General features: G+C 69.1%; 20 protein-coding genes and 2 pseudogenes. 8 read left to right on the forward strand and 14 right to left on the reverse strand.

Annotated elements, in window-relative coordinates:
• Positions 1 to 300: 300 nt before the first annotated feature.
• Both LRS74_RS00555 and LRS74_RS00560 read right to left on the reverse strand, forming a co-directional pair.
• The gene (locus LRS74_RS00555; protein WP_277739053.1) at positions 301 to 708 is read right to left on the reverse strand and encodes a hypothetical protein; all 408 of its coding nucleotides are present in this window, start codon (positions 706 to 708) and stop codon (positions 301 to 303) included.
• A 172-nt stretch (positions 709 to 880) separates the two neighbouring features.
• A complete protein-coding gene (locus tag LRS74_RS00560; RefSeq protein ID WP_277739054.1) occupies positions 881 to 1,876 on the reverse strand; it encodes a serine/threonine-protein kinase in 996 nt (331 codons plus the stop codon).
• 345 nt (positions 1,877 to 2,221) lie between these two features.
• Here LRS74_RS00560 and LRS74_RS00565 point away from each other — a divergent pair, with 345 nt between their 5' ends.
• Complete coding sequence (locus LRS74_RS00565) at positions 2,222 to 3,274, forward strand: hypothetical protein (RefSeq protein ID WP_277739055.1); 1,053 nt, start codon at positions 2,222 to 2,224, stop codon at positions 3,272 to 3,274.
• A gap of 27 nt (positions 3,275 to 3,301) precedes the next feature.
• On the opposite strand, the pseudogene LRS74_RS00570 reads toward LRS74_RS00565, so the two are convergent.
• From LRS74_RS00570 to LRS74_RS00600, 7 genes and pseudogenes are all read right to left on the reverse strand, one after another.
• Positions 3,302 to 3,490 (reverse strand): annotated as a pseudogene (locus tag LRS74_RS00570) (IS5/IS1182 family transposase); the annotation flags it as partial.
• Positions 3,491 to 3,777: 287 nt separating this feature from the next.
• Complete coding sequence (locus LRS74_RS00575; RefSeq protein WP_277739056.1) at positions 3,778 to 4,758, reverse strand: AraC family transcriptional regulator; 981 nt, start codon at positions 4,756 to 4,758, stop codon at positions 3,778 to 3,780.
• Between the two features lie 32 nt (positions 4,759 to 4,790).
• Entirely contained in the window at positions 4,791 to 4,928 is a 138-nt protein-coding gene (locus LRS74_RS00580) for a hypothetical protein (protein ID WP_277739057.1), read from the reverse strand.
• Positions 4,925 to 5,068, reverse strand: a complete 144-nt coding sequence (locus LRS74_RS00585; protein ID WP_277739058.1) for a hypothetical protein — start codon at positions 5,066 to 5,068, stop codon at positions 4,925 to 4,927. Before LRS74_RS00585 ends, LRS74_RS00580 begins: the two co-directional genes overlap by 4 nt.
• An 11-nt stretch (positions 5,069 to 5,079) precedes the next feature.
• A complete protein-coding gene (locus LRS74_RS00590; RefSeq protein ID WP_277739059.1) occupies positions 5,080 to 6,021 on the reverse strand; it encodes a VOC family protein in 942 nt (313 codons plus the stop codon).
• A 41-nt stretch (positions 6,022 to 6,062) separates the two neighbouring features.
• Complete coding sequence (locus LRS74_RS00595; RefSeq protein ID WP_277739060.1) at positions 6,063 to 6,440, reverse strand: hypothetical protein; 378 nt, start codon at positions 6,438 to 6,440, stop codon at positions 6,063 to 6,065.
• A gap of 58 nt (positions 6,441 to 6,498) precedes the next feature.
• The gene (locus LRS74_RS00600; protein WP_277739061.1) at positions 6,499 to 7,626 is read right to left on the reverse strand and encodes an FAD-dependent monooxygenase; all 1,128 of its coding nucleotides are present in this window, start codon (positions 7,624 to 7,626) and stop codon (positions 6,499 to 6,501) included.
• A gap of 360 nt (positions 7,627 to 7,986) precedes the next feature.
• On the opposite strand from LRS74_RS00600, the gene LRS74_RS00605 reads away from it, so the two are divergent.
• From LRS74_RS00605 to LRS74_RS00620, 4 genes and pseudogenes are all read left to right on the forward strand, one after another.
• Positions 7,987 to 8,199 carry a hypothetical protein gene (locus LRS74_RS00605; protein ID WP_277739062.1) on the forward strand — a complete coding sequence of 71 codons (213 nt, stop codon included), beginning with the start codon at positions 7,987 to 7,989 and terminating at the stop codon, positions 8,197 to 8,199.
• Positions 8,200 to 8,235: 36 nt separating this feature from the next.
• On the forward strand, positions 8,236 to 8,820 hold the full coding sequence (locus LRS74_RS00610) for a DUF2975 domain-containing protein (protein ID WP_277739063.1): 585 nt from the start codon (positions 8,236 to 8,238) through the stop codon (positions 8,818 to 8,820).
• Complete coding sequence (locus tag LRS74_RS00615) at positions 8,820 to 9,053, forward strand: helix-turn-helix transcriptional regulator (protein WP_277739064.1); 234 nt, start codon at positions 8,820 to 8,822, stop codon at positions 9,051 to 9,053. Before LRS74_RS00610 ends, LRS74_RS00615 begins: the two co-directional genes overlap by 1 nt.
• A gap of 607 nt (positions 9,054 to 9,660) precedes the next feature.
• Positions 9,661 to 9,853: pseudogene (locus LRS74_RS00620) on the forward strand (acyl-CoA dehydrogenase); the annotation flags it as partial.
• An 8-nt stretch (positions 9,854 to 9,861) separates the two neighbouring features.
• Here the strand turns inward: LRS74_RS00620 and LRS74_RS00625 are convergent.
• Complete coding sequence (locus LRS74_RS00625; protein WP_277739065.1) at positions 9,862 to 10,740, reverse strand: sporulation protein; 879 nt, start codon at positions 10,738 to 10,740, stop codon at positions 9,862 to 9,864.
• Between the two features lie 249 nt (positions 10,741 to 10,989).
• Positions 10,990 to 12,084: an IPT/TIG domain-containing protein gene (locus LRS74_RS00630; RefSeq protein WP_277739066.1), complete on the reverse strand. Its 1,095-nt coding sequence runs from the start codon at positions 12,082 to 12,084 to the stop codon at positions 10,990 to 10,992.
• Positions 12,085 to 12,737: 653 nt separating this feature from the next.
• Between LRS74_RS00630 and LRS74_RS00635 the strand changes: the two genes are divergently transcribed.
• Positions 12,738 to 13,475 (forward strand): DUF4097 family beta strand repeat-containing protein, encoded by a 738-nt coding sequence (locus LRS74_RS00635; RefSeq protein ID WP_277739067.1) that lies wholly within the window; start codon positions 12,738 to 12,740, stop codon positions 13,473 to 13,475.
• A 240-nt stretch (positions 13,476 to 13,715) separates the two neighbouring features.
• Here the strand turns inward: LRS74_RS00635 and LRS74_RS00640 are convergent, their stop codons facing one another.
• A complete protein-coding gene (locus tag LRS74_RS00640; protein ID WP_277739068.1) occupies positions 13,716 to 14,282 on the reverse strand; it encodes a hypothetical protein in 567 nt (188 codons plus the stop codon).
• 113 nt (positions 14,283 to 14,395) lie between these two features.
• Between LRS74_RS00640 and LRS74_RS00645 the strand changes: the two genes are divergently transcribed.
• Positions 14,396 to 15,267, forward strand: a protein-coding gene (locus tag LRS74_RS00645; RefSeq protein ID WP_277738995.1) for an IS5 family transposase whose coding sequence is annotated in 2 segments (ribosomal slippage) — positions 14,396 to 14,756 and positions 14,756 to 15,267 — 873 coding nt in all. Because the reading frame shifts where the segments join, the coding sequence is not laid out codon by codon here.
• A 344-nt stretch (positions 15,268 to 15,611) separates the two neighbouring features.
• On the opposite strand, the gene LRS74_RS00650 is transcribed toward LRS74_RS00645, so the two are convergent.
• Positions 15,612 to 17,291 (reverse strand): MFS transporter, encoded by a 1,680-nt coding sequence (locus tag LRS74_RS00650; RefSeq protein WP_277739069.1) that lies wholly within the window; start codon positions 17,289 to 17,291, stop codon positions 15,612 to 15,614.
• Between the two features lie 66 nt (positions 17,292 to 17,357).
• On the opposite strand from LRS74_RS00650, the gene LRS74_RS00655 reads away from it, so the two are divergent.
• A complete protein-coding gene (locus LRS74_RS00655) occupies positions 17,358 to 17,786 on the forward strand; it encodes a MerR family transcriptional regulator (protein ID WP_277739070.1) in 429 nt (142 codons plus the stop codon).
• Between the two features lie 194 nt (positions 17,787 to 17,980).
• On the opposite strand, the gene LRS74_RS00660 is transcribed toward LRS74_RS00655, so the two are convergent.
• A complete protein-coding gene (locus LRS74_RS00660; protein ID WP_277739071.1) occupies positions 17,981 to 19,027 on the reverse strand; it encodes an LLM class flavin-dependent oxidoreductase in 1,047 nt (348 codons plus the stop codon).
• Positions 19,028 to 19,064 lie beyond the last annotated feature (37 nt).

The following is a 19,064-nucleotide window of genomic DNA, read 5'->3' on the forward strand; positions in this document are numbered from 1 at the left end:
CGAAGAGCCCAGCAGCCCGCGATGCGGGATTCGCCTGGCCCAAGGAATCACCCGCGAACAGAGCGACCGGCTGGCCCGAGCGCTCGGCACCTGGCCCACGCCATGACCACGCGCTCCGAGCCGACCAGAACACATGACAGCCAGAAGCAAGCACCGGCGCGTTTACAGAACGCAGCGTCACCGACGGACTGTTCTCAACGGTGACCAACAAACACTGCTGACTCTCGGTTCTGGCACAGCCGGATACGGCCTGGGGGCGCCGCAGGCCGCTCTCGGGCACCCGGCACTATCTGCCCTCGTTCAGCGCGGCATGTCTGTGATCGCGGCGCGGGCGATCTTCTCGGCCTCCGACTTGCAGGTCGACACCGGGTGTTCGTCGCCGCCCAGGGCCACGTCCACCACAAGGTTGCTGTCGCGGACGTACAGGTGGCACTGCGCGGTGGGGTTGTTGTCGTCCGGAGGGCTCCAGTACGCCTCGTCACCGAAGCCGCGGCCCTTCGCGCGGGTTCCCTCGGCGGCGTCCTCGCGGAACTCCTCGCGCTGGAGCTCGGTCTCGTCGTCGTCATCACCGTCGCTGCGCTTCAGTTCCCAGCCGACGAAGGCGTGCACGTCGTCGATCAGGCCGGCGATCCTGACCTTCCGGGGATCGCTGAGTATCTCTCCCCAGGCGCACCCTCGTCGAGGCGCCTTTGTAACCCTTGTCGTCATGGTCGAGCGCCTTGTTCCTTGCGAGCAACGGCAGTTTGCCCGGCTCCCGCGGAGCAGATCGGCCACTTCGCGTACTTGTCGGGCTCGTCGGGGGCGCCCTCTGCCGTGTCCTTCGACGTGTCCGTCCCCGGCTATGAGCCCGCCTCGGGCGAGGCCGGATCGGCGTCGTCCTTCAGCGCGTACGCTCGGGCGCCGATGCCTGCGACGGCGAGGACGCACGCCGCCACCAGGGTGGTGACCTTTCCGGTACGCCGCGGGGTAGGGTCAGGGGGGCCGTGGGGCCGGGCGCCCGTCGCTGGGCGGCGATCATCCGTTGCACGGCGGGCGGCCACGGGGGGTCGGCGGCCGCGACCGGGCCGAGGAGCGCGAGGAACTGCTCTGGGGCGGGCCGTGCCCCCGGGTCCTTGGCCAGGCAAGGCCCGACGACCGTGCGCAGCCCCGGCGCCACGGCGGACAGGTCGGGTTCGGCGTGCACGACGTTGTAGAGGGTCCCGGCCATCGACGTGCCGGCGAAGGGGCTGTGTCCCGTCGCGGCCATCGCCAGAAGCGCACCAAGTGAGAACACGTCGCTGGCCGTGGTCAGTTCGCGGCTCTCGGCCTGTTCCGGTGACATGAAGGCGGGCGAGCCGACCACCCAGCCGGTCTGGGTCAGTTCGGTGGCCTCCGTACCCTCGGCGGCCCGCGCGATGCCGAAGTCGATGACGCGCACGCCGTCCTCGGCGAGCAGCACGTTGGACGGCTTGAGGTTGCGGTGGGCCAGGCCCACCCGGTGCACGTCGACCAGCGCCTGCGCGAGGCCCGCCGCGAGCAGCCGTACCGCCTCCTCGGGCAGCGGTCCCGAGGCGGCGAGTGCCTGGCTCAGCGTGGGCCCGGCCACGAACACCGAGGCCAGCCAAGGCGTTCGGGCCTCCGCGTCGGCGTCCATCACGGCAGCGGTGTAGGCGCCGGACACCTTCCGGGAGGCGGCGACCTCGCGCCGGAACCGGGCCCGGAACCCGTCGTCCTCGGCCAGTTCGGCGTGCACTTCCTTGACCGCGACGAGACGGCCGTCGGGGGCGACGGCAAGGAGGACACGTCCCATGCCGCCCTCGCCGAGCTCGGTCACTACCCGGAAGGGACCGATGTACGACGGGCGCGTCGGCGGCCCGGCCACCTCTGTTGCACGCATGTCGCCTCTGACTGATGAGCAGGTCGAGGCGTATGGGACGATCACCGAGGTGCCCACACGCCCGGAGCTGGAGCGGTTCTTCTTGGGTGGCGTACTTCGACGCCGCCGATCAGGCCGGCGTCGTGCAAGGAACAGCTGGCCTAGGAGGCGCTTTCTCACCTGACGGCAATCACACACAATGTGTGATCCAGAGAGATGGCCTTGGGGTTCGGCGGCCATCCCGTTCGGGTGGAGGGGGAAGATGCGATGCCACGTGGGATGACAACGCTGGCACTGGCCGTGGGGCTCATGCTGCCGTTAGGGCCCGCGCAGGCCACGGAGAGCACAGCCACGGCTGGAAGGGTGATGCGCGAGTTGCAGCCGCCGGAAGGCTACTCGTCGACAGCTGGCAACCTGCTGAGTAACGCGGGGCACGTCGTGGGCTGGGCCAGCGGAGAGAACGACATCCAGGTGAGGTGGGAGCCTGACGGTTCGGTCACCCGTTTGATGGCGCTGGACAGCAGCAGCTCTCCCAGTCCCAAGGCCATCAATGACGAGGGGATCATCGCGGGAGCGTCCCATACCCCCGAGGGCAAAAGCCACGCTGTGACCTGGGACGCCTCCGGTAAACCCAAGCGCCTGGAAGAGCCCGAGGGCTATCTGGAAAGCTGGGCCGAGCACATCAACAACCGGAACGTGGCAGTTGGAACGGCAACCCGCTACCACGACATCTGGGCTGTCCGCTGGGACCGTGACGGTAAGCCGACCTTCCTGGAACGGCCCCAGTACGCCATCGGCAGCCACGCGACCCGCATCAACGAGAACGGGGAGATCATCGGAGGCGCCCGCTTCGGCAGCGGACTCGGTGGAGCGGTGCGCTGGGACGCCAATGGCAAGGTCAAGTACCTGGCCATCGACACTCTTGCACAGCGTGCCGGGGCCTGGGACATCAACAACCGAGGAACCGTCGCCGGCGGCGCCTACGACCCCTCCACACACACCTGGCGCGCTGCGCGCGCGCTGCGCTGCTGCATCTTCCGTGTCATGCCGGGAGCGTCCGAGGACAGCGACCTCTACGACGTGAACAACCGCGATGTCTTCCTCGGCTCCCACAAGCGCGCCGACGGCGTCAGGGAGACGGTGCGATGGGAGAACGACCGCATGGTGACGATGAAACCCGTCCCCGGCACCACAAGCCACTCGGTGGCACCCATGCTCAATGACGCCGGCCTTGCCGTAGGGTCGTCCGACCAGCACGCCGCCGTTTGGGACGCCAGCGGGAACGCCACTTTGCTGCCCGATGAGAAGCCCGGCCAGATCCTGAAGCGCTCCTATGCGCTGGCGATCAACAACGCCGGGCAGATCCTCGGCACGGCTGACTACTGGGACGTCCCCAAACGTGCCGTCATCTGGAGCTGATTGGGCGGTTCATTCCTGATTTGTGGATCAGGTTCCGGGCCGGGTCGTGGTGGTTTCGCCGGTCAGTCGGCGGGTCATGAAGTTGATCACCGCGATGTGGATGACGGCTTCGAAGCGGGCGGGGAGGGCTGCGCAGTCTCGGGCCAGGCGGCGGTGGTTCATCAGCCAGCCGAAGGTTCGCTTGACGACCCGGCGGCGGGGCTGGACCGCGAATCCCCACAGCAAACGCATCCGTCTCCCCCACGGGCAGGAGATCACCGGCCCGGTTCCTGCTCCGATGACCGGCCAGGGACGGGCTCTGGTTCTACGAGTGCGAGGTGGCCTTCTGGGCCAGCCCTGGCTTTCGAGGATGGCGTCGAGAGCGGGGGCAGCATCCCGTTCGTCGAGGGGCGGGGACGGGGATCGACCTCACTGACGAGATCGCCCTGACCGCCGCACTGGGCCTCGAATGACGGCCCCGGGCTGATGCGGTGACAGACAGGCAGGGGAGGGAGGACGCCGGGTTATCTGCGGGTTGCGGTGTCGGAGGGCAGTTCGGCGAAGCGGTCGCGGTACTCGCTGGCGAAGCGGCCAAGGTGCGAGACGCCCCATCGGTAGGCGATCGTGCCGACAGGGTCGGTGGAGGCGAGGATGTCCTCACGAATCCGGTCGAGCCGCAGGTTGCGGACGTAGGACATGGGCGAAAGGCCGAGCCGGCCGCGGAATGTGGAGCTGAGGGTCCGCGGGCTGCAGCCTGCGGCCTCGGCGATGCCGCCGAGGCTGATGTGCTCGGCGAGGTTCGCTTCGATGAACGCGAGGGCTGCCCGCAAGGAGCGCGGGTAGCCGGGTTGCGGACCGTCGTGCAGCTCGCCGGTGTGCGAGTGCGGCTGGGCCAGGAGCAGGGCGGTGACAAGGCAACGCAGCTGGCTGCGTTGCAGCTCCGCGCGCTGGAACAGGGGGTCTCCCGAGTCGAGCTGTTCGAGGAGGGAACGGACCAGCAGCCGCACCGCCCGGCCCTTGGACTTGGCCAGGTCGAGGGCGAAATCGAAGCGCACGGTGGACACCGGCGGATGCCCGGTCAGCGCGGCGAATTCCTGGTCGACCAGGGCGGCGTCGATCCGCAGGCCCAGGAACCGCGTCCTCCGACTGCGCAGGGGCCGCAGTTCCTGGGTGTCGCCGGGGTTGGCGACTCCCGCCGTCGCCTCGTCGAGGGTCGCCCGCAGGCCGCCGCACGCTACCGAGATGGCACCGGAGACACCGATGTTGACGAAGTAGGAGCCGCGGTTGCGGCTCGCGGCCGAGGCGACGCGCACACCGAGTGGTGAGGCGAAGTAGCCCACCGCGAAGCCGTGCGCAGCGACGCCGCGCAGTTCGTGATCGCCTCCGCACAGCTCGCCCAGGGGTGATGTGGCGACCGAGCCGCCGAACAGACGGGTGGCGGCGTTGAGCAGGTCGGCGGGGTTCTGAGATCTGGTGATGAGGTGGTTGCGCAGCGGCGTCGGCACGATGGTGGGGTCACCTCCCTAGAGGCCCAGTGTCAGCCATGGCGGTCGGCGGGTTCCGTCGCGGGCGTACAGATCGAGCTGTACGCCACGGCTGTCTCCTGCGGACTGTCGCCGTCGAGCGAGGCGTCGGTGAAGCGCGCCCGGTCCGTCAGTGCCAGGTGGGCGCTCATCGTCCCCTCCGGGGGTAGAAGAGCAGGCCGGTGCAGCGCTCGGCCGGGCCGAGCGGCGGGTCGGTGGGCCCGGCCTCGGTGAAGACCTTCCCATCGGCCGGCCGTCGGCTGACGACGAGCCGGGTGCGCGGAGGTTCCACGGGCTCTCCACTCACATCGGCGGGGCCATGAACAGCCCCGGGTCCACGTCGTTGTGCGACGTGGCGGCGATGAACTCGTCCATCTCCTCGGCCGTGCCCCACTGATCCGCGTTGGCGGGATCGCGCAGGTCGAAGATGTGAGGGTGCCAGGTGTCCTCGTCCAGGATCTCCAGCTCGGTGGTGTACTCGACGGTGTTGCCGGCCCGGTCGAGGAAGTAGCTGAAGGAGTTGTCACCGGCCCGGTGCCGCCCCGGTCCCCACAGCCGCTCGATGCCCAGACGCCGCATCCGGCCCGTGCCGCGCATGAACTCGTCGATGCCGCGCATCTCGAAAGAGGCGTGGTGGAAGGCCGCGTGCGGCCCGCGCACGACGCCGAAGCTGTGGTGAAAGGCGTTGCACCGCAGAAACCACACGATCTCGCCACGGCCGCCCAGACACATCGTGTCCGAGAGACGGAACCCCAGGTGCTTGATGTACCAGGCAACCGTGGCCTCGGGGGTGGGAGAGTTCATCAGCACATGGGAGAGGCGCACCGGGATCGACTCGCGGGCCTCGACCTTGCGGTGCCGGCGGGCGGAGACGTCGGCGGAGACCTCGACCACACGGCCCTCGTGGTCGAAGAAGCGGACCGCGTAGCCGCCCCCGGGAGTCTCCAGCGATTTCGGCTCGTGGACTAACCGAACCCCCTGAGCGGTCAGTTGTGTGGCCAGGGTGTCGACATCGTCGGCGCCGACGGCACCGAAGGCTATGAGGTCGGTGCGCTTGTGGGCGTCCTCGCGCAACCGCACCACGTACTGCTCCGGGGAGCCTTCGGCCGCCAGAAACGAGACACCGGTGTCACCGGCGGTCTCCCTCAGCCCCCACAGCTCGGTGTAGAACCGGCGCTGCTCGGCGAAGTTGGGCATGGCGATGTCGATGTGCCGAAGGTGGGTGATCAGACTGCTGCTGCTCATGGTGCACTCCTTAAGCTGCGCTGGTCAGCTCAGTCGTTCGGTCAGCCAGTCGATGACGGTGGGCAGACGGGCCCCTCGCCCATGTGGCCGCCGGGGAACATCCGGGCCGTCTTGGGTCCCCCGTGCTCAAGGGCCAGGCAGAGGTCGGCCGCGGCGTTCTGCTGGTCGTCCTTGCCGTTGACCAGAAGCAGCGGGCAGCACGGCATGTCCAGGACGTCCTGGTCGAGCAGGGACAGCTCAGGGCAGCGGTCGACGCAGTCCTCGAAGGTGCTGCCGCCGAAGATGCGGGCCCTGGCCGGCATCAGGTCCATCAGGTCGTTGAAAGGGTTCTTACGCTGCTCCAGATGCTCGCGCAGCCGCTGCTGCGCTTGAGGCAGGCTTCGGGTTCGGGTTCGGGTTGGGGAAGTCGCAGCGGACATCTGTCTCTCCTTGTCCCTCGCGCGAACGGCAAGTCGGGCCGCTCATCGCGCCGGATGGTCACGCGGGCTCGGACATGAGCCGGTGGCAGGAATCGACCAGCGCATACGCCTCGTGGTGGCGCTGCGTTTGCTCCAGGCCGGCGATCGCCACCGAGGTCTCCACGAGCGTTCGGCAGCGCTGTGTGCGTCGGCTGACGAACGCTTGGAGCCCCGCGCCGACAGACTCGTGCCGGCCGAGTTCCTGGGCCAGCACGAGCCCGTCCTCGATGGCGAGGGCGGCGCCACTGGCCATCTGCGGTGCGGGCGCATGCGCGGCGTCACCGATGACCACGCCGTTGCCCCGGTTCCAGGCGCCCTCCAGGAGCGCCGTCAGCACTGGGCGGCGCACCACCGATGCCGACTCGGATACCAGGGAGCGGATCTCCTCCACCCGGCCCGGGAAGGTCTCCAGCAGTCGCCGCAGGCGCGGGGCGAGTTCGGCATCGGTCAGGACGCTCCGCTCCACTCCGTTCTCCGTCAGGAACACGTACGCCTGCCTGTCCGAGAGGGGCACGAGGCCGGCCGTGTGGGCCTTCCCGGCGAACTGATGGACCCCGGTGGCCCACAGCGGTCGGGGCACCAGAGCCCGCCAGACCATCTGCCCGTGGAAGTCGAGCGAGGTCTCAAGCCCCAGCAGGCCCCGCGTCGCCGAGCGGATCCCGTCAGCTCCCACCAGCAGGGCGACCCGCCTGTCCGTGCCGTCCGACAGCCGCACGTGGACCAGCTCCCCGTCCTGATCCACCGCGGCGACGTTCACTCCGTGGCGTACGACGACGCCGCACCGCTCGGCTTCCGCGTGCAGGATGCGGTGCAGTACGGGGCGCGCGATACCGACCATCGCCGGCCTCCGCGCACCGATCAGGCGCGGCAACCGAACCTCGCCCGCGGGCTCGCCGCTCACGTCCATGTGCGTGATCGTGCTCATGCCGTAGCCCTCGGTCAGACATGCGCCCGAAAGCCCCAGCTCGTCCAGCGCGCGCAGCGAAGGGCCGGTGAGGCACAACCCCCACCCGGAAGGCGCCTCCGGCGGGCCGACCTCGATGATCTCAACCTGCCATCCGCCACGTGCCAGGGCAGTGGCCGCTGTCAGGCCAGCCACCCCCGCACCCACGATCACGGCCGTCCGCGCACCGCGATAGCTCTCCATGTATGTACGCCTCCAGAGCGCCGATTTCTTCGACACCGTAGGGCGCGTCGGCGCTCAGCCTTGTCCGAATCGGGCGGCGGCCATCCACTGTCGGCAAGCGGTCATCCGAGAGGAACCCGGAGCCGATACTGCGCCGCCTCGTCGCCGGGCAGTCCCGCCCGTGCCGGCTCCGGGAGCACGGCGCGCACCGGTACCCGTGCTGGCCTCGACCTGTCAGATGGAGCTCGCGCGGCGCGTGGACCTCCGAGTGGCTGCCCCGTTGCGGCGTGGCCGTCTCCCCGCTCTTCAGGAGGTGAAGTGGTCCGATGAGATCCGGTCGTCCGAGGGCTTGGCACGCCCACCTGGCAGGGCGGGGTGACCGTGCAGGAGGTCGACGAGGCCGAAGCCCTCATGAAGGCCATCGGCGGGACCGACATGAGCACCTACCGCGACCGGTACCGCGAGGCGGTCGAGGAAGTCGTCGCCGCGAAGGCCGAAGGAAGGGTCCCGCCCGCCGCCGAGACCGACGTCCAGCCTGCCGGCGCGGTCTCGTCGGCAGCCATGGACTTGTCGATTATCGATAGGGCCCTCTAGTCTCGGGCATATCGAAAATCGATAGGGAGGGATGCGATGAACACGCGGCTCACGAGGACCCTGGCGTCAGCGACCTTTGCGCTGGCGGTGCTCAGCGGGCTCGCCTTCATCGGTACGGGGGTCACGCACATACTCGACGACGGGGCGGTCTGCGCACAGACGGGCTTCTGGAAAAATGCCTCACTGGCGGACAACCTGCCGGTCAGCACAGGCGTGGAGGCGTCCAGCAGCGCCGCGCGCCTCTGCCAGGACAGCCCCTCCACGGGGCAGCGTGCCGCCGACCTCGGCAGCGAACTGCCCTGGCTGCTGTTCGGCTCCCTCGCACTGCTGCTCTTCTCCCGCCTCCTCAAGGCCGTCCAGGAGAAGGGGCCGTTCACCGAGGACGTGTCGCAACGGCTCTGCGTCCTCGGGTGGTTCGTCGCCGTGGGCACGCCGCTGACCGGCCTCGTCGCCGGCTGGTCGCAGTCCTGGCTCGTCGGGAGCATGGCGCCGATGGTGAGTTCCGGGCCGACGGTCTCGGGGCCGCTGGTCCTCGTCCTCGCCGGCCTCGCCGCAGTGATCATGGGGAAGATCATGCGCGAGGGCGTGCGCATGCGAGAGGACCTCGAAGGGACCATCTGATGCCCGAAGAGGAGCTCCACGGAATCCGGATCCACCTCGACCGGATCCTGGCCGAGCGCGGCATGACGCTCACCGAGCTGTCCGCGCAGGTGGGCATCACCGTCGTCAACCTGTCCGTGCTCAAGAACGGGCGAGCCAAGGCCATCCGCTTCTCGACCCTGTCGAAGATCTGCGATGTCCTGCGGTGCCAGCCAGGGGACCTGATCACCCACGACCCCACCGAGCCCGCCTAGCTACTCATCCTCGGCGGGCCCACCGGCGAACGGCCAGGCCATTCCCCGACGGGTTCCGCCCTGCTGGCTCCCCGGCACCCTTTCCTGCGCCGCCCTGAGCCGTGCACCTCTCGGCTCCGGCGCCCGCTTCCCGGTCCGGCAGCGCCCGCTCCGGAGGTGGCCCGGTGCGCGCCTGGACTTCCCTGCTGCTGGTCGCCGCCGTGCCGATCGCAACCGAGGCGGCCGCGGTCGGCTGAGGCCGGCTCCTGGCAGTTGATCGTCTCGCGGACGCCATCCAGCTCTCGCCCAGGCCCCGTCCGGGCCGGCCCGAATCCAAGGGCGAGGGCGGTTGGTGGACCGGCGGCCCGTTCCCGGAGAGGGGAGGTCTGCGGCTGCTGGTCCGCCCGGCCCGAGTTACGCCTCCCGCTTCGTCCGTCCGTGCCCCTGGCCGGACGTACCCCCGGTTCTGACCGATCCCATCCCGGCCACGCAGGCCGGGGCGGGACCGCCCGGTGGCCGTGCATCGGCAAGGGCCGGCCACCTGCTCCTTCACCCTCCACCGCCGTGCGTCCACTCTCGAGTCGACCACCGACTTTCTGCGGTCAACCGACCAGATCCTGTCCCGCCCCGGCTGATGATGCAGAAGGCCACCCCACCTCGACTACGTCGGTGACGACATCAGCGCCGGCGAGGCCGTGAGGGCCGTCGGCCAGTCCGTCCACATCCTCGGCGGCAAGGGCCTCACCCGCGAGTTCGGCCTCGCCCGGCTGATCACGGCGGCCCGGGTGGCGCGCATGGCCCCCCGTTCAGCCCGGAGATGATCGCTGAACTACGTGTCGGACCAGACCCTGGGGTTGCCCAAGTCGTATTCCACCCGTTCGATCCTGTCGTCGTCGAGCTTCTCGGGCAGGGCCGCGACCTCCTCGATCCAGCGCCGCACCTCCGCCTCGAAGTCCAACCGGCCCACCTCGTGGTGCGCGGCCACGTAGCGCAGGTAGGGCGGCTTCTCGCTCCAGGTCTTCTGGAACAGGGCCGCCTTGCGGACGAAGAACTCGCAACCGACCGCGTTGGTGTGGAAGTTCATCTCCAGGTTCTGCGGGCGGTCCGGCCCGGTCACGGCCAGCGTGTCGACGAGGCGGAAGCTCTGCCGCATGTAGAGGTGGCGCTCGGTGCGCGGAATGGTCTCCCCGTCGTCGATCTGCGCGGCGCCGTGGGAGTACCCGGCGGCCGCGAAGGCGTCGAGGACCGCCTCGTGGAGCGGCGTCGCACCGATGCGCAGGGGGTCGCTGTCCGTGCGGCCCTCGATCCCGTTGGCCTCGACGAAGGTGTACGCCCTCAGACGCACCCCTTGGAGCTGCTTCCCCCGCACCTCGGACACCGGGCTCTCCCACCGGAGCCGGTACCGGAGCGGCACCCGCCTCTCCTGGCCCTTCTCGACGGTGAAGTGGCTGGTCACAGGGAAGTGTGCGAACGTGTCGCCCGACTCCGTGTCGACCACGTCGCGCTTGCCAACGGCGGGCGACGTGTTGGCGACGAGCTTCACATTGACGGTCCGAACCACCACGTCCCGATCGGGTGCGCGCAGCACGATCTCCCCGCGCAGCAGCCCTCCCGGCTGCAGCGCCTCGTCCGGTATGACGGTATCGATCTCCAGCGGAATCCCGGTCCCGCCGCTTCCCTTGCTGCCCAGCAGCCGTTTGAACACCATGCCCGCAGGCTAGCCGTTCGCACATCGTCAGTAATCGACCGCGCGGCGCGGGTCCCCTGGACCCGCCGTCCCACAGAACGTCGAGAAACCGATCGCCAGTCGGCTCGGGTGTGCTCAAGGACTGCCCTCTCCGCCCCTCCGTCCCCGCAGGAAGGCGGTGGGACCCCGTCCGGGCCGGAATGCGTTACGCCGTCCCGAACCGGGTTCCCACCGCCTTGACGCCCCGCCCTATAGCCCGCCGCTACCTGCTCAGACGTAGATGTACGGGAGGCTGTTGCTGACCCCGGCTGCCGTGGTCACGTTCACCGAGACCGTGCCGCTGCCGGCCGGAGTGACAGTTGTGATCAGGTTGTCGGAGACCACGGTGAAGCTCGTGGCCGGGTTCAGCCCGTAGGTCACCGCCGTGGCACCGGTGAACCCCGAACCGACGAGAAGCACGGTCTCACCGCCCGCCGACGAACCCGTGGACGGCACGACCGCGTTGAGTACGGGCGCGGGAACCGCCGTGTAGGTGTAGTTGACGGCGTTGCTGGTTCCGCTGGGAGCGGTGACGGTGACCGGGACGACACCGCTGCCGGCCGGGGCGACCGCCGTGATCAGGTTGTCGCTGATCACGGTGAAGCTCGTGGCCGGGTTCAGCCCGAAGGCCACCGCCGTGGCACCGGTGAACCCCGAACCCAGGAGGGCCACGGTGTCACCGCCGGCGGCCGAGCCTGACGGCGGGATGACCAGCGTCAGCACCGGGACGGAGATGTAGGTGTAGTTGACGGGGTTGCTGACACCGCTGAGCGCGATGACGGTGACCGGAACCACACCCACACCCGCCGGGACGACGGCCGTGATCAGGTTGTCGCTGATCACGGTGAAGCTCGTGGCCGGGTTCAGCCCGAAGACCACCGCCGTGGCACCGGTGAACCCCGAACCCGTGATCGTGACGGTGTTGCCGCCCGCCGCCGGGCCCGACGACGGCACGACCGCCGCGATGACCGGCGGTGGTACGGGATTGACGGCATAGTAGATGTACGGGAAGCCGTTGCTGGTCCCCCGAGGAGTAGTGACGGTGACCTGGACGACCCCCGACCCGGGCGGCGTGACCGCCGTGATCACGTGGTCCGAGACCACGGTGAAGCTCGTCGCCTGGTTCGCCCCGAACCTCACCGACGTGGCGCCGTTGAAGCCCGAGCCCAGGATCGCCACCGTGGTCCCGCCCGCGCCCGGGCCGGTGGCGGGAACAACGGCGACGATGATCGGCCGCCCCCCGGACGGGTGAGGGAAATGCGGGAAGGGAGGGTGGGGTCCCGGCGAGTGTCCGCCAAAGGGGGAGGTGTCGCTGGGTGCTGTCATGGCCGGGTCCTTCTTTCTTCGTGGTCCCAGGCACGGTCCACGGTCCGACCGGTCGTGGGCGGCGACGGAAGGCCAGAGCACAGCGGCTTGTGCGCAGCCGTCTGCTGCGCGACACCGACCACCGTGCGTGCCGAGAGAATGCCGGAGACTGCCGGAAAGTCGCATGAACACGGCAGTGCGGAAGGTGCTCATGCGCTCATGACGCCAGTGAACCCCTCAGGCCACGGCGACAACAGGCGCATCCCGTGCACATTCGTAGCGAATTGAGCACACAATCCGAAAGGCGGGCAACCTCCCGGCACGCGAGGGCGCGAAGAGGGTACACACACCGACTCTGCGCGCCCCCCGTACTGGCGTCGTGGCCGTCACGATGACGCTGCACCCCTCAGGCCGATAAGGGTCCTCCCGTGCCCACACGCGGTGGCGACCTCGACTGAAGGAGACAGGCTTCGGCTCGGGCAGTCGGGTGGCAGCAGACCCTTCTGGTGGAGTTTCGGAAGTATGCCGCAAGCTACCTCCACGGCTGCCGGGGTGGCTGTGAAGGACGGTCCACTCCTGGCATTGGGGGGTTTTCCCCAGTGAGAGCGGGAGAGTGGCTGCGTAGGATCGCGGTGAATGATCATCGACTCAACTCGTCCACACGGGGGACTTTCATGCGACGCCCGCAAAGGCGCCTTCTCACAGCGGCGGCTCTGGCTGCTCTCACCGTCAGCGGGCTGTCCGCGTGTTCGGCCCTCAACCAGAAGACCTTCGAGGACGACGCCAAGGTGCCTCAGAGAGTCACCTCGATTCGTCTCGACACCAGGAACGGACATGTGAAGGTGGACGCTTCGGCCGACGCCCCCACGATCTCCGTACACCGCAAGGTCAACTACCGTGGTGACAAGCCGAGTAGCATGTCCTTCCGCGTCAGGGACGGCGTCCTGGTGCTCTCCGGCTGCGGCAAGGACTGCGGCGTCGATTACGTCGTCAAAGTACCTGCCGGTCTTCCGGTGACGGGAGGAACGTCCAACGCCGGCCTCACACTGACCGATGTCGGCGCGGTCGATGTGCACACAAGCAACGGTGAGATCGCGGTGACCAACGCGACGGGCCCTGTGAAGCTGCGCACGTCCAACGGTGACGTCAACGTCAAGGATGTCAAGGGCGGCGGCATCGACGTGCAGACGTCGAACGGCGGGGTGACGATCCAGACGGCTACCCCGCAGGACATCAAGGCTCGCACGACCAGCGGCAACCTGACGGTCACCGTACCGCCTGCCAAGTACCAGATCTCGGCGAACGACTCCAACGGCGACAAGAACGTGGCGTTCACGAATGACCCGTCGGGCAAGTACCGCCTGGATCTGTCGACAACGAACGGTGACTTGACTGTGAAGTCGTCAGCCTAGTCAGTGAACCGGATGAGGCCGCCCGGCTACTTCGAGCAGGAACCGGCGAGTCAACCGCTGACGGACGATCCACTCCGTGGACTGCCCCCCACGACCAGCGTGAGCACCTCGAGAACCGGTCACACCAGCCGTTTGACCTGCGGCTTCAAGTTTACGCAGGCTCGGTGCGGTGCAGGACGCCGCGAGCCCAGCGATGGCCGGCCGGACAGGGGCTGAGTGCTGCCGAGCGGGCGTGGGTACTCAGACCCCGGTCGCCGCGTTCGAGCGAGGGGTGTCCGCCACCGGGCCGGGCACCCGGCCCGCCATCCGCCGGGCGTAGTCCCCGGCGACGGCGAGGACGAGGAAGCCCCAGGCCGCAGCGGGCAGGTACAGGTAGTTCACCCAGGCCGGCGGCTCGTCGTACTTTTCCTGGTCGCCGATCAAGTTCCCCGGAGGGTCGTCGACGAATCCGAAGATGTTGTTGAGCACGCCGTACAAGGTGATCAGGATGATCAGGACGGCGCCGACCCGCGCGATCCGGGTGACGGCCCGGGCGGGCACCGGACACCCGGCGGCGCCGGGGATCCAGCGCGGGAAGATCTCGCCCCAGGGGCGCACCAGGCCGACGGTGAGAAACGCGACCCCCATCATCACGCAGCTCAGCGCCACCATGTACACGATTTCCGGGGCGGTGTGGCCATCAGTGAACCCGACGGTCACCCGCCAGACGGAGGACGGCAGCAGGCTCAGCGGCGTGGCCCAGGCCGCCCACACCGCCCAACGGGCGGGGGGCAACACCTCGGGTCGGCCGGTGGTCGGGATCGTCATGACTGCTCCTCGGTGGGCCGGGCTGCTTCCTCGCTGCCTCCTCGGGAAGTGTCCCGGCCCCCAGGTGCTCGCCGCATCGCTCCGGCAGACGAGACCGGCTTAGGCAGTTTCGTTTGGATCAGCCGGTCGTTGGTCTGGGTGTGCCGTTGACTGACGCGCAGTGGGCGCGGATCGAGCCGTTGCTCCCGGACCGGACGCCGAGGCGCGGTGGTCGGTGGCGGGACCATCGGGAGGTGATCGACGCGATCGCCTTCAAGTTCCAGACCGGAACCCAGTGGGTGCACCTTCCGGAGAAGTACGGCAACTGGCGAGGCGTCTACAACCGGCTGCGTATGTGGGCCGTCGACGGCACCTGGGAGCGAGTGTTCACCGCTCTCATAGCCCAGGCCGACGCGGACGAGGACCTGAACTGGGCCGTCTCTGTGGACTCCACGATCGTGCGAGCACACCAGCACGCTGCCGGGGCCCGCAAAAGGGGGCCCCGGCTGGAGAACCGGCCGACCACGCCATCGGCCGGTCCCGCGGCGGGCTGACCACGAAGATCCACCTCGCGGCCGACGGCGACTGCCGGCCCCTGGCCTTCGTCCTCACGGCCGGCCAGGCCGGCGATGCACCCGCCTTCGGCGAGGTCATGGCCCGTCTGCGCGTTCCCCGCCGACGTGGACGACCTCGCACCAGGCCGGACGTCGTCCTGGCCGACAAGGCGTACTCCTCACGTGCGATCCGCGAGCATCTACGCCAGCGCGGCATCCGGGCAGTGATCCCCACCCGGGCGGATCAGCGCGGCCACCGGCTGCGTCGCGGCAGACACGGTGGGAGGCCACCCGCTTTCGACCGTGACGCGTACAAGCAGCGCAATACCGTCGAGCGGTGCATCAACCGCCTGAAGCAGTGGCGAGGGATCGCCACCCGCTACGAGAAGACAGCGGTCATCTACCTGGCCGGACTCCACATCGCGGGCATCTTCCTCTGGTCCGCTCGGTGATCCAAACGAAACCGCCTAGCTCTGGCGACCGATGCCGATCGGCCTGGAGTCGTACGCGATCACCGCGGCGCGGCGGGTTCCGGCCGCCGTCCGCCGTCGGCCCGGGGCCAGCGCGTGCGGCCACCACCTGCGTGGCCCGATGTCCAGGAACAGCGCGGCACCGGCCTGGGCCTGCAGCGCAGCGAAGACGCGCTTCCACGTACCGTCCCGCCGCGCGGCGGGCGTCCCGGCTTCTTGCCCGTCGACAACAAGGGCGCCCGCCTGGCCCGCTGCGCAACCGTCAGATCTCCACGTGCCACAGAGCAAGACCATCTCACCTTCACGATCCGCTTTCGATGCACGCCTCAGTGGGGTGAGTCGGCTGCTACCGGGGTGGGGCGCTCGGCGGTTGCGATTTGCATGGTGTCTGCGGCGGCTTCGGTCTTCGTGGTTCCAGTGCTGTCTGTGGTGGTTTCGGTGTCCACGGCACCGCTCGGCTCTGTAGTGGCGTGGCCAGGGCGGGTTCGCGGCAGTAGCGATACGGCCAGTACGGCCAGGGCGGCGACGAGCAGGGCGCTGATGCCGCTGACGATGTTCAGACCGTGGGTGAAGCCGGCGCGGGCGGGGTCGAGCAAGAGGTCATGCAGCCGGTCGGGGAGGCTGTCCGCCGTGGCCATGGCGTCGGGCAGGCTTGCGCGAGCGGACTCGGCCTCCGGCGCCGGGACCTCGCTGGGGACGGTGCCGGTCATCCGGTCGCGATAGACGGCGGTGCCCACGGTGCCGAGGACCGCGATGCCCAGCGACACGCCGAACTCGGTACTCGTCTCGGACATCGCGGCGGCCGAGCCCGCCTTCTCGGGCGGGGCCGCCCCGACGATCAGGTCGGTGCCCAGCACGAGCATGGGGCTGATGCCCAGGTAGACGATGACGAAGCCGGTCACGAGGACGGGCAGCCCGGAGGCGCTGTCGACCTGGGTGAGTATCAGGTAGCCGACCGCCGAGATCGCCAGCGAGGCCCCGATGACGTACGCGGCGGGCACCTTGCGGGCGAGTGCCGGAGTCAGGGCGGACGCCAGGATGAGCGCACCGGCGGCGGGCAGCAGCCATAGCCCCGCCTTGAGCGGCGAGAGCCCCTCGACCAGTTGCGTGTACTGGGTGATGAACAGGTAGACCCCGCCGATGGCGGCGATGCTGAGCAGCTGGATTCCCAGTGCGGCGCTGAACGAGCGGTTCCTGAACAGCGTGACGTCGAGCAGCGGACTGGCCAGCCTGGACTGCCGGTGCACGAACAGCACCCCAAGTACCAGACCACCGGTCAGGGTGGCCACAGGTAGCACCGCGAGGCCGGCCTTGGCCAGCTCCTTGATGCCGTAGATGATCGGCAGGATGGCGGCCAGGGACAGCACGACGCTGGTCGGGTCCAGTCGACCGGCCCGGGTGTCGCGGTACTCGGGAAGCAGCACCGGGGCGGTCACCAGCAGCAGGATCATCACCGGCAACCCCAGCAGGAAGACCGAACCCCACCAGAACGTCTGGAGCAGCAGCCCGCCCAGCACAGGTCCCAGCGCGACACCGGCCGAGAAGCAGGTCACCCAGACACCGATGGCCGTGCCGCGCTGCCTTGGGTCACGGAACATGTTGGTGATCAGCGCGAGGGTGGACGGCATCAGGGTCGCCCCGGCTATCCCGAGCAGCGCGCGAGCCGCGATCAGCATCTGGGGGCTGGTGGAGTAAGCGGCGAGCGCCGAAGCGACGCCGAACGCGGCCGCCCCGATCATGAGGAGTCTCCTGCGGCCGATCCGGTCGCCCAGCGTGCCCATGGTGACCAGGAAGCCGGCGATCATGAAGCCGTAGATGTCGGCGATCCAGAGCAGTTCGCTACCGCTTGGTTGGAGGGCGGCGCTCAGGTGCGGGACGGCCAGGTGCAGGACGGTGACGTCCATGGCGAGCAACAGGGTGGGGAGCGCGAGCACGGCCAGCCCGAGCCATTCTCGGGGCCCGGCCAGCTGTCGGGGGAGGGTCGTGTGGGGTGTTTCCGTTGACATGCCGCGTAAGCTAAACCCTCACGTCGGCGTCAGAGTCAACTCGCTTTTCGGGGAGCTTGTCATCACATGCGTATCGGAGCGTTGTCCCGACTGACCGGAGTCAGCGAACGGGCACTGCGGTACTACGAGGAGCAGGGGCTCCTGCGTCCGCTGCGACGGCCGAGCGGGTACCGCGAGTACACCGATGAGCACGTCCACACGGTGCGGAGCATCCGCACGCTGCTCGCCGCCGGTCTGGGCACCGCGACCATCGCCGACGTACTTCCCTGCATGGTCGACGAGGGCGGACGACTCGCGGCCGCCTGCCCCGACCTGCTGGTCGACCTGGCCAGGGAACGGGACCGCATCACCGCCGCCATGGACGAACTACGCGCGGCACGCGAGATGTTGGACGCCATCATCGCCACGCCCGTCCCCCCTGAGGCGGCCTCATCACTGGACTGCGACGAGGCAGTCGGCGCCGAGGTGGGTGCACCGCAGGCCCTGTCGTCCTGAGTCACCAACCCCTGAGTCACCGGTCCGTGAGTCACCGGTCCGTGAGCCGTTGGTGGAGAAAGATCGTTCCCCGATTCGTCAAAGATCGCTCCCCAACGGTCGAGGGGCGGGCACGCACAGGCAGCCTGCCCGCCGCCACGCCGAACAGCCCAAGCGGCCCGCTGGACGATCCGACGGCCGCCCTTCGCCGAGTGTCAGGCCAGCAGCCGTGCGAGCTCGGTCATTTCGGTCTCCGGGTCCACAACGGGCTGGATCACCAGCTCGTCGACCCCCGACTTCTCCAGCACGTTGATCCGCTCGATGACCTCGCCCCTGGTACCGACCAGGCCGAACTTGTCCACCAGGGAGGGCACGATGAGCTCGCGGTCCTCGGGGGCCAGCCGACCCAGGTAGTTGCGGTAGAGCGCCTGGTGAAGCCTGGGATCGGTGGGGGTGGTGCCGCGCAACCGGAGCAGACGGTCGACAGCCGCGGCCTCTTCTGGAGGGAGGGCCGCGCGGAAGGCGGGGTTCTCCGCGCCGAGGATCAGTGCGCTCAGTGCGATGTGCCCCATCGAGTCCTTGACCGGATCGCCGTAGCGGTCCTCGCCGTCGGCGAGGACATGCAGGGAGGACATGAGATACGAACGGGTCTTCTCGGCGCTGCCCGCGTCCCGCGCCGCCGCCCGCCGGGCCTGTCCGAGGGCGGACCAGGCCGCGGGGTCGTGCATCCCGAAGGAGATCACTCCCGCGCCGAGCCGGCCGGCGACCGCGGCAGCCTTCAGGCCGAACGCGGCCACGACGAACTCCACGGGATCCTCGGTGTTGACGTACGGCCCGACGTGCAGGAATCGCACCCTGCTGGACCGGGTCCCCTCGCGGTAGTCCGACTCACGGCCCGCGGTGAGATCCTGTAGGGCGGCCGTGAACGACTCCAGCTCCGCCATCTTCGTAGGCCGCATGCCGAGCGTACGGCGCGCCGTGTTTCCGGTGCCGACCCCGCAGACGATGCGGCCGGGGGCGAGGGCGTTGAGGCTGCTGACGGCCGCCGCCGCGGCGGGCGCGGAACGCAGTGCCGGTGAGGTGACACCGATGCCGAGCCTGATCCGGTGAGTGGCCTTGGCGCAGAGTGCGAGACTCACGAACGGATCGCCGTGGATCATCGGCGTGTCGTACACCCAGAAACTGTCGAAGCCGAGTTCCTCCGCGCGGGCGGCCAGGTGTTCCACACCCGGCCCCGCTGTCATGACGATGCCGGTCCGCATGGCGACTCTCCTCGCCGTCGAGTGAGGTGGCTGAACC

Source organism: Streptomyces sp. LX-29, from assembly GCF_029541745.1.
GTDB lineage: Bacteria > Actinomycetota > Actinomycetes > Streptomycetales > Streptomycetaceae > Streptomyces.

Excerpts from the sequence above, each read along its gene's own strand:
- LRS74_RS00565 (WP_277739055.1), top strand. The coding sequence starts at position 2,222 with ATGCGCGAGTTGCAGCCGCCGGAAGGCTACTCGTCGACAGCTGGCAAC.
- LRS74_RS00655 (WP_277739070.1), top strand. The coding sequence starts at position 17,358 with ATGCGTATCGGAGCGTTGTCCCGACTGACCGGAGTCAGCGAACGGGCA.
- LRS74_RS00660 (WP_277739071.1), bottom strand. The coding sequence starts at position 19,027 with ATGCGGACCGGCATCGTCATGACAGCGGGGCCGGGTGTGGAACACCTG.
- LRS74_RS00580 (WP_277739057.1), bottom strand. The coding sequence starts at position 4,928 with ATGAGCGCCCACCTGGCACTGACGGACCGGGCGCGCTTCACCGACGCC.
- LRS74_RS00590 (WP_277739059.1), bottom strand. The coding sequence starts at position 6,021 with ATGAGCAGCAGCAGTCTGATCACCCACCTTCGGCACATCGACATCGCC.
- LRS74_RS00610 (WP_277739063.1), top strand. The coding sequence starts at position 8,236 with ATGAACACGCGGCTCACGAGGACCCTGGCGTCAGCGACCTTTGCGCTG.
- LRS74_RS00640 (WP_277739068.1), bottom strand. The coding sequence starts at position 14,282 with ATGACGATCCCGACCACCGGCCGACCCGAGGTGTTGCCCCCCGCCCGT.
- LRS74_RS00555 (WP_277739053.1), bottom strand. The coding sequence starts at position 708 with ATGACGACAAGGGTTACAAAGGCGCCTCGACGAGGGTGCGCCTGGGGA.
- LRS74_RS00615 (WP_277739064.1), top strand. The coding sequence starts at position 8,820 with ATGCCCGAAGAGGAGCTCCACGGAATCCGGATCCACCTCGACCGGATC.
- LRS74_RS00625 (WP_277739065.1), bottom strand. The coding sequence starts at position 10,740 with ATGGTGTTCAAACGGCTGCTGGGCAGCAAGGGAAGCGGCGGGACCGGG.
- LRS74_RS00595 (WP_277739060.1), bottom strand. The coding sequence starts at position 6,440 with ATGTCCGCTGCGACTTCCCCAACCCGAACCCGAACCCGAAGCCTGCCT.
- LRS74_RS00560 (WP_277739054.1), bottom strand. The coding sequence starts at position 1,876 with ATGCGTGCAACAGAGGTGGCCGGGCCGCCGACGCGCCCGTCGTACATC.
- LRS74_RS00650 (WP_277739069.1), bottom strand. The coding sequence starts at position 17,291 with ATGTCAACGGAAACACCCCACACGACCCTCCCCCGACAGCTGGCCGGG.
- LRS74_RS00600 (WP_277739061.1), bottom strand. The coding sequence starts at position 7,626 with ATGGAGAGCTATCGCGGTGCGCGGACGGCCGTGATCGTGGGTGCGGGG.
- LRS74_RS00630 (WP_277739066.1), bottom strand. The coding sequence starts at position 12,084 with ATGACAGCACCCAGCGACACCTCCCCCTTTGGCGGACACTCGCCGGGA.
- LRS74_RS00635 (WP_277739067.1), top strand. The coding sequence starts at position 12,738 with ATGCGACGCCCGCAAAGGCGCCTTCTCACAGCGGCGGCTCTGGCTGCT.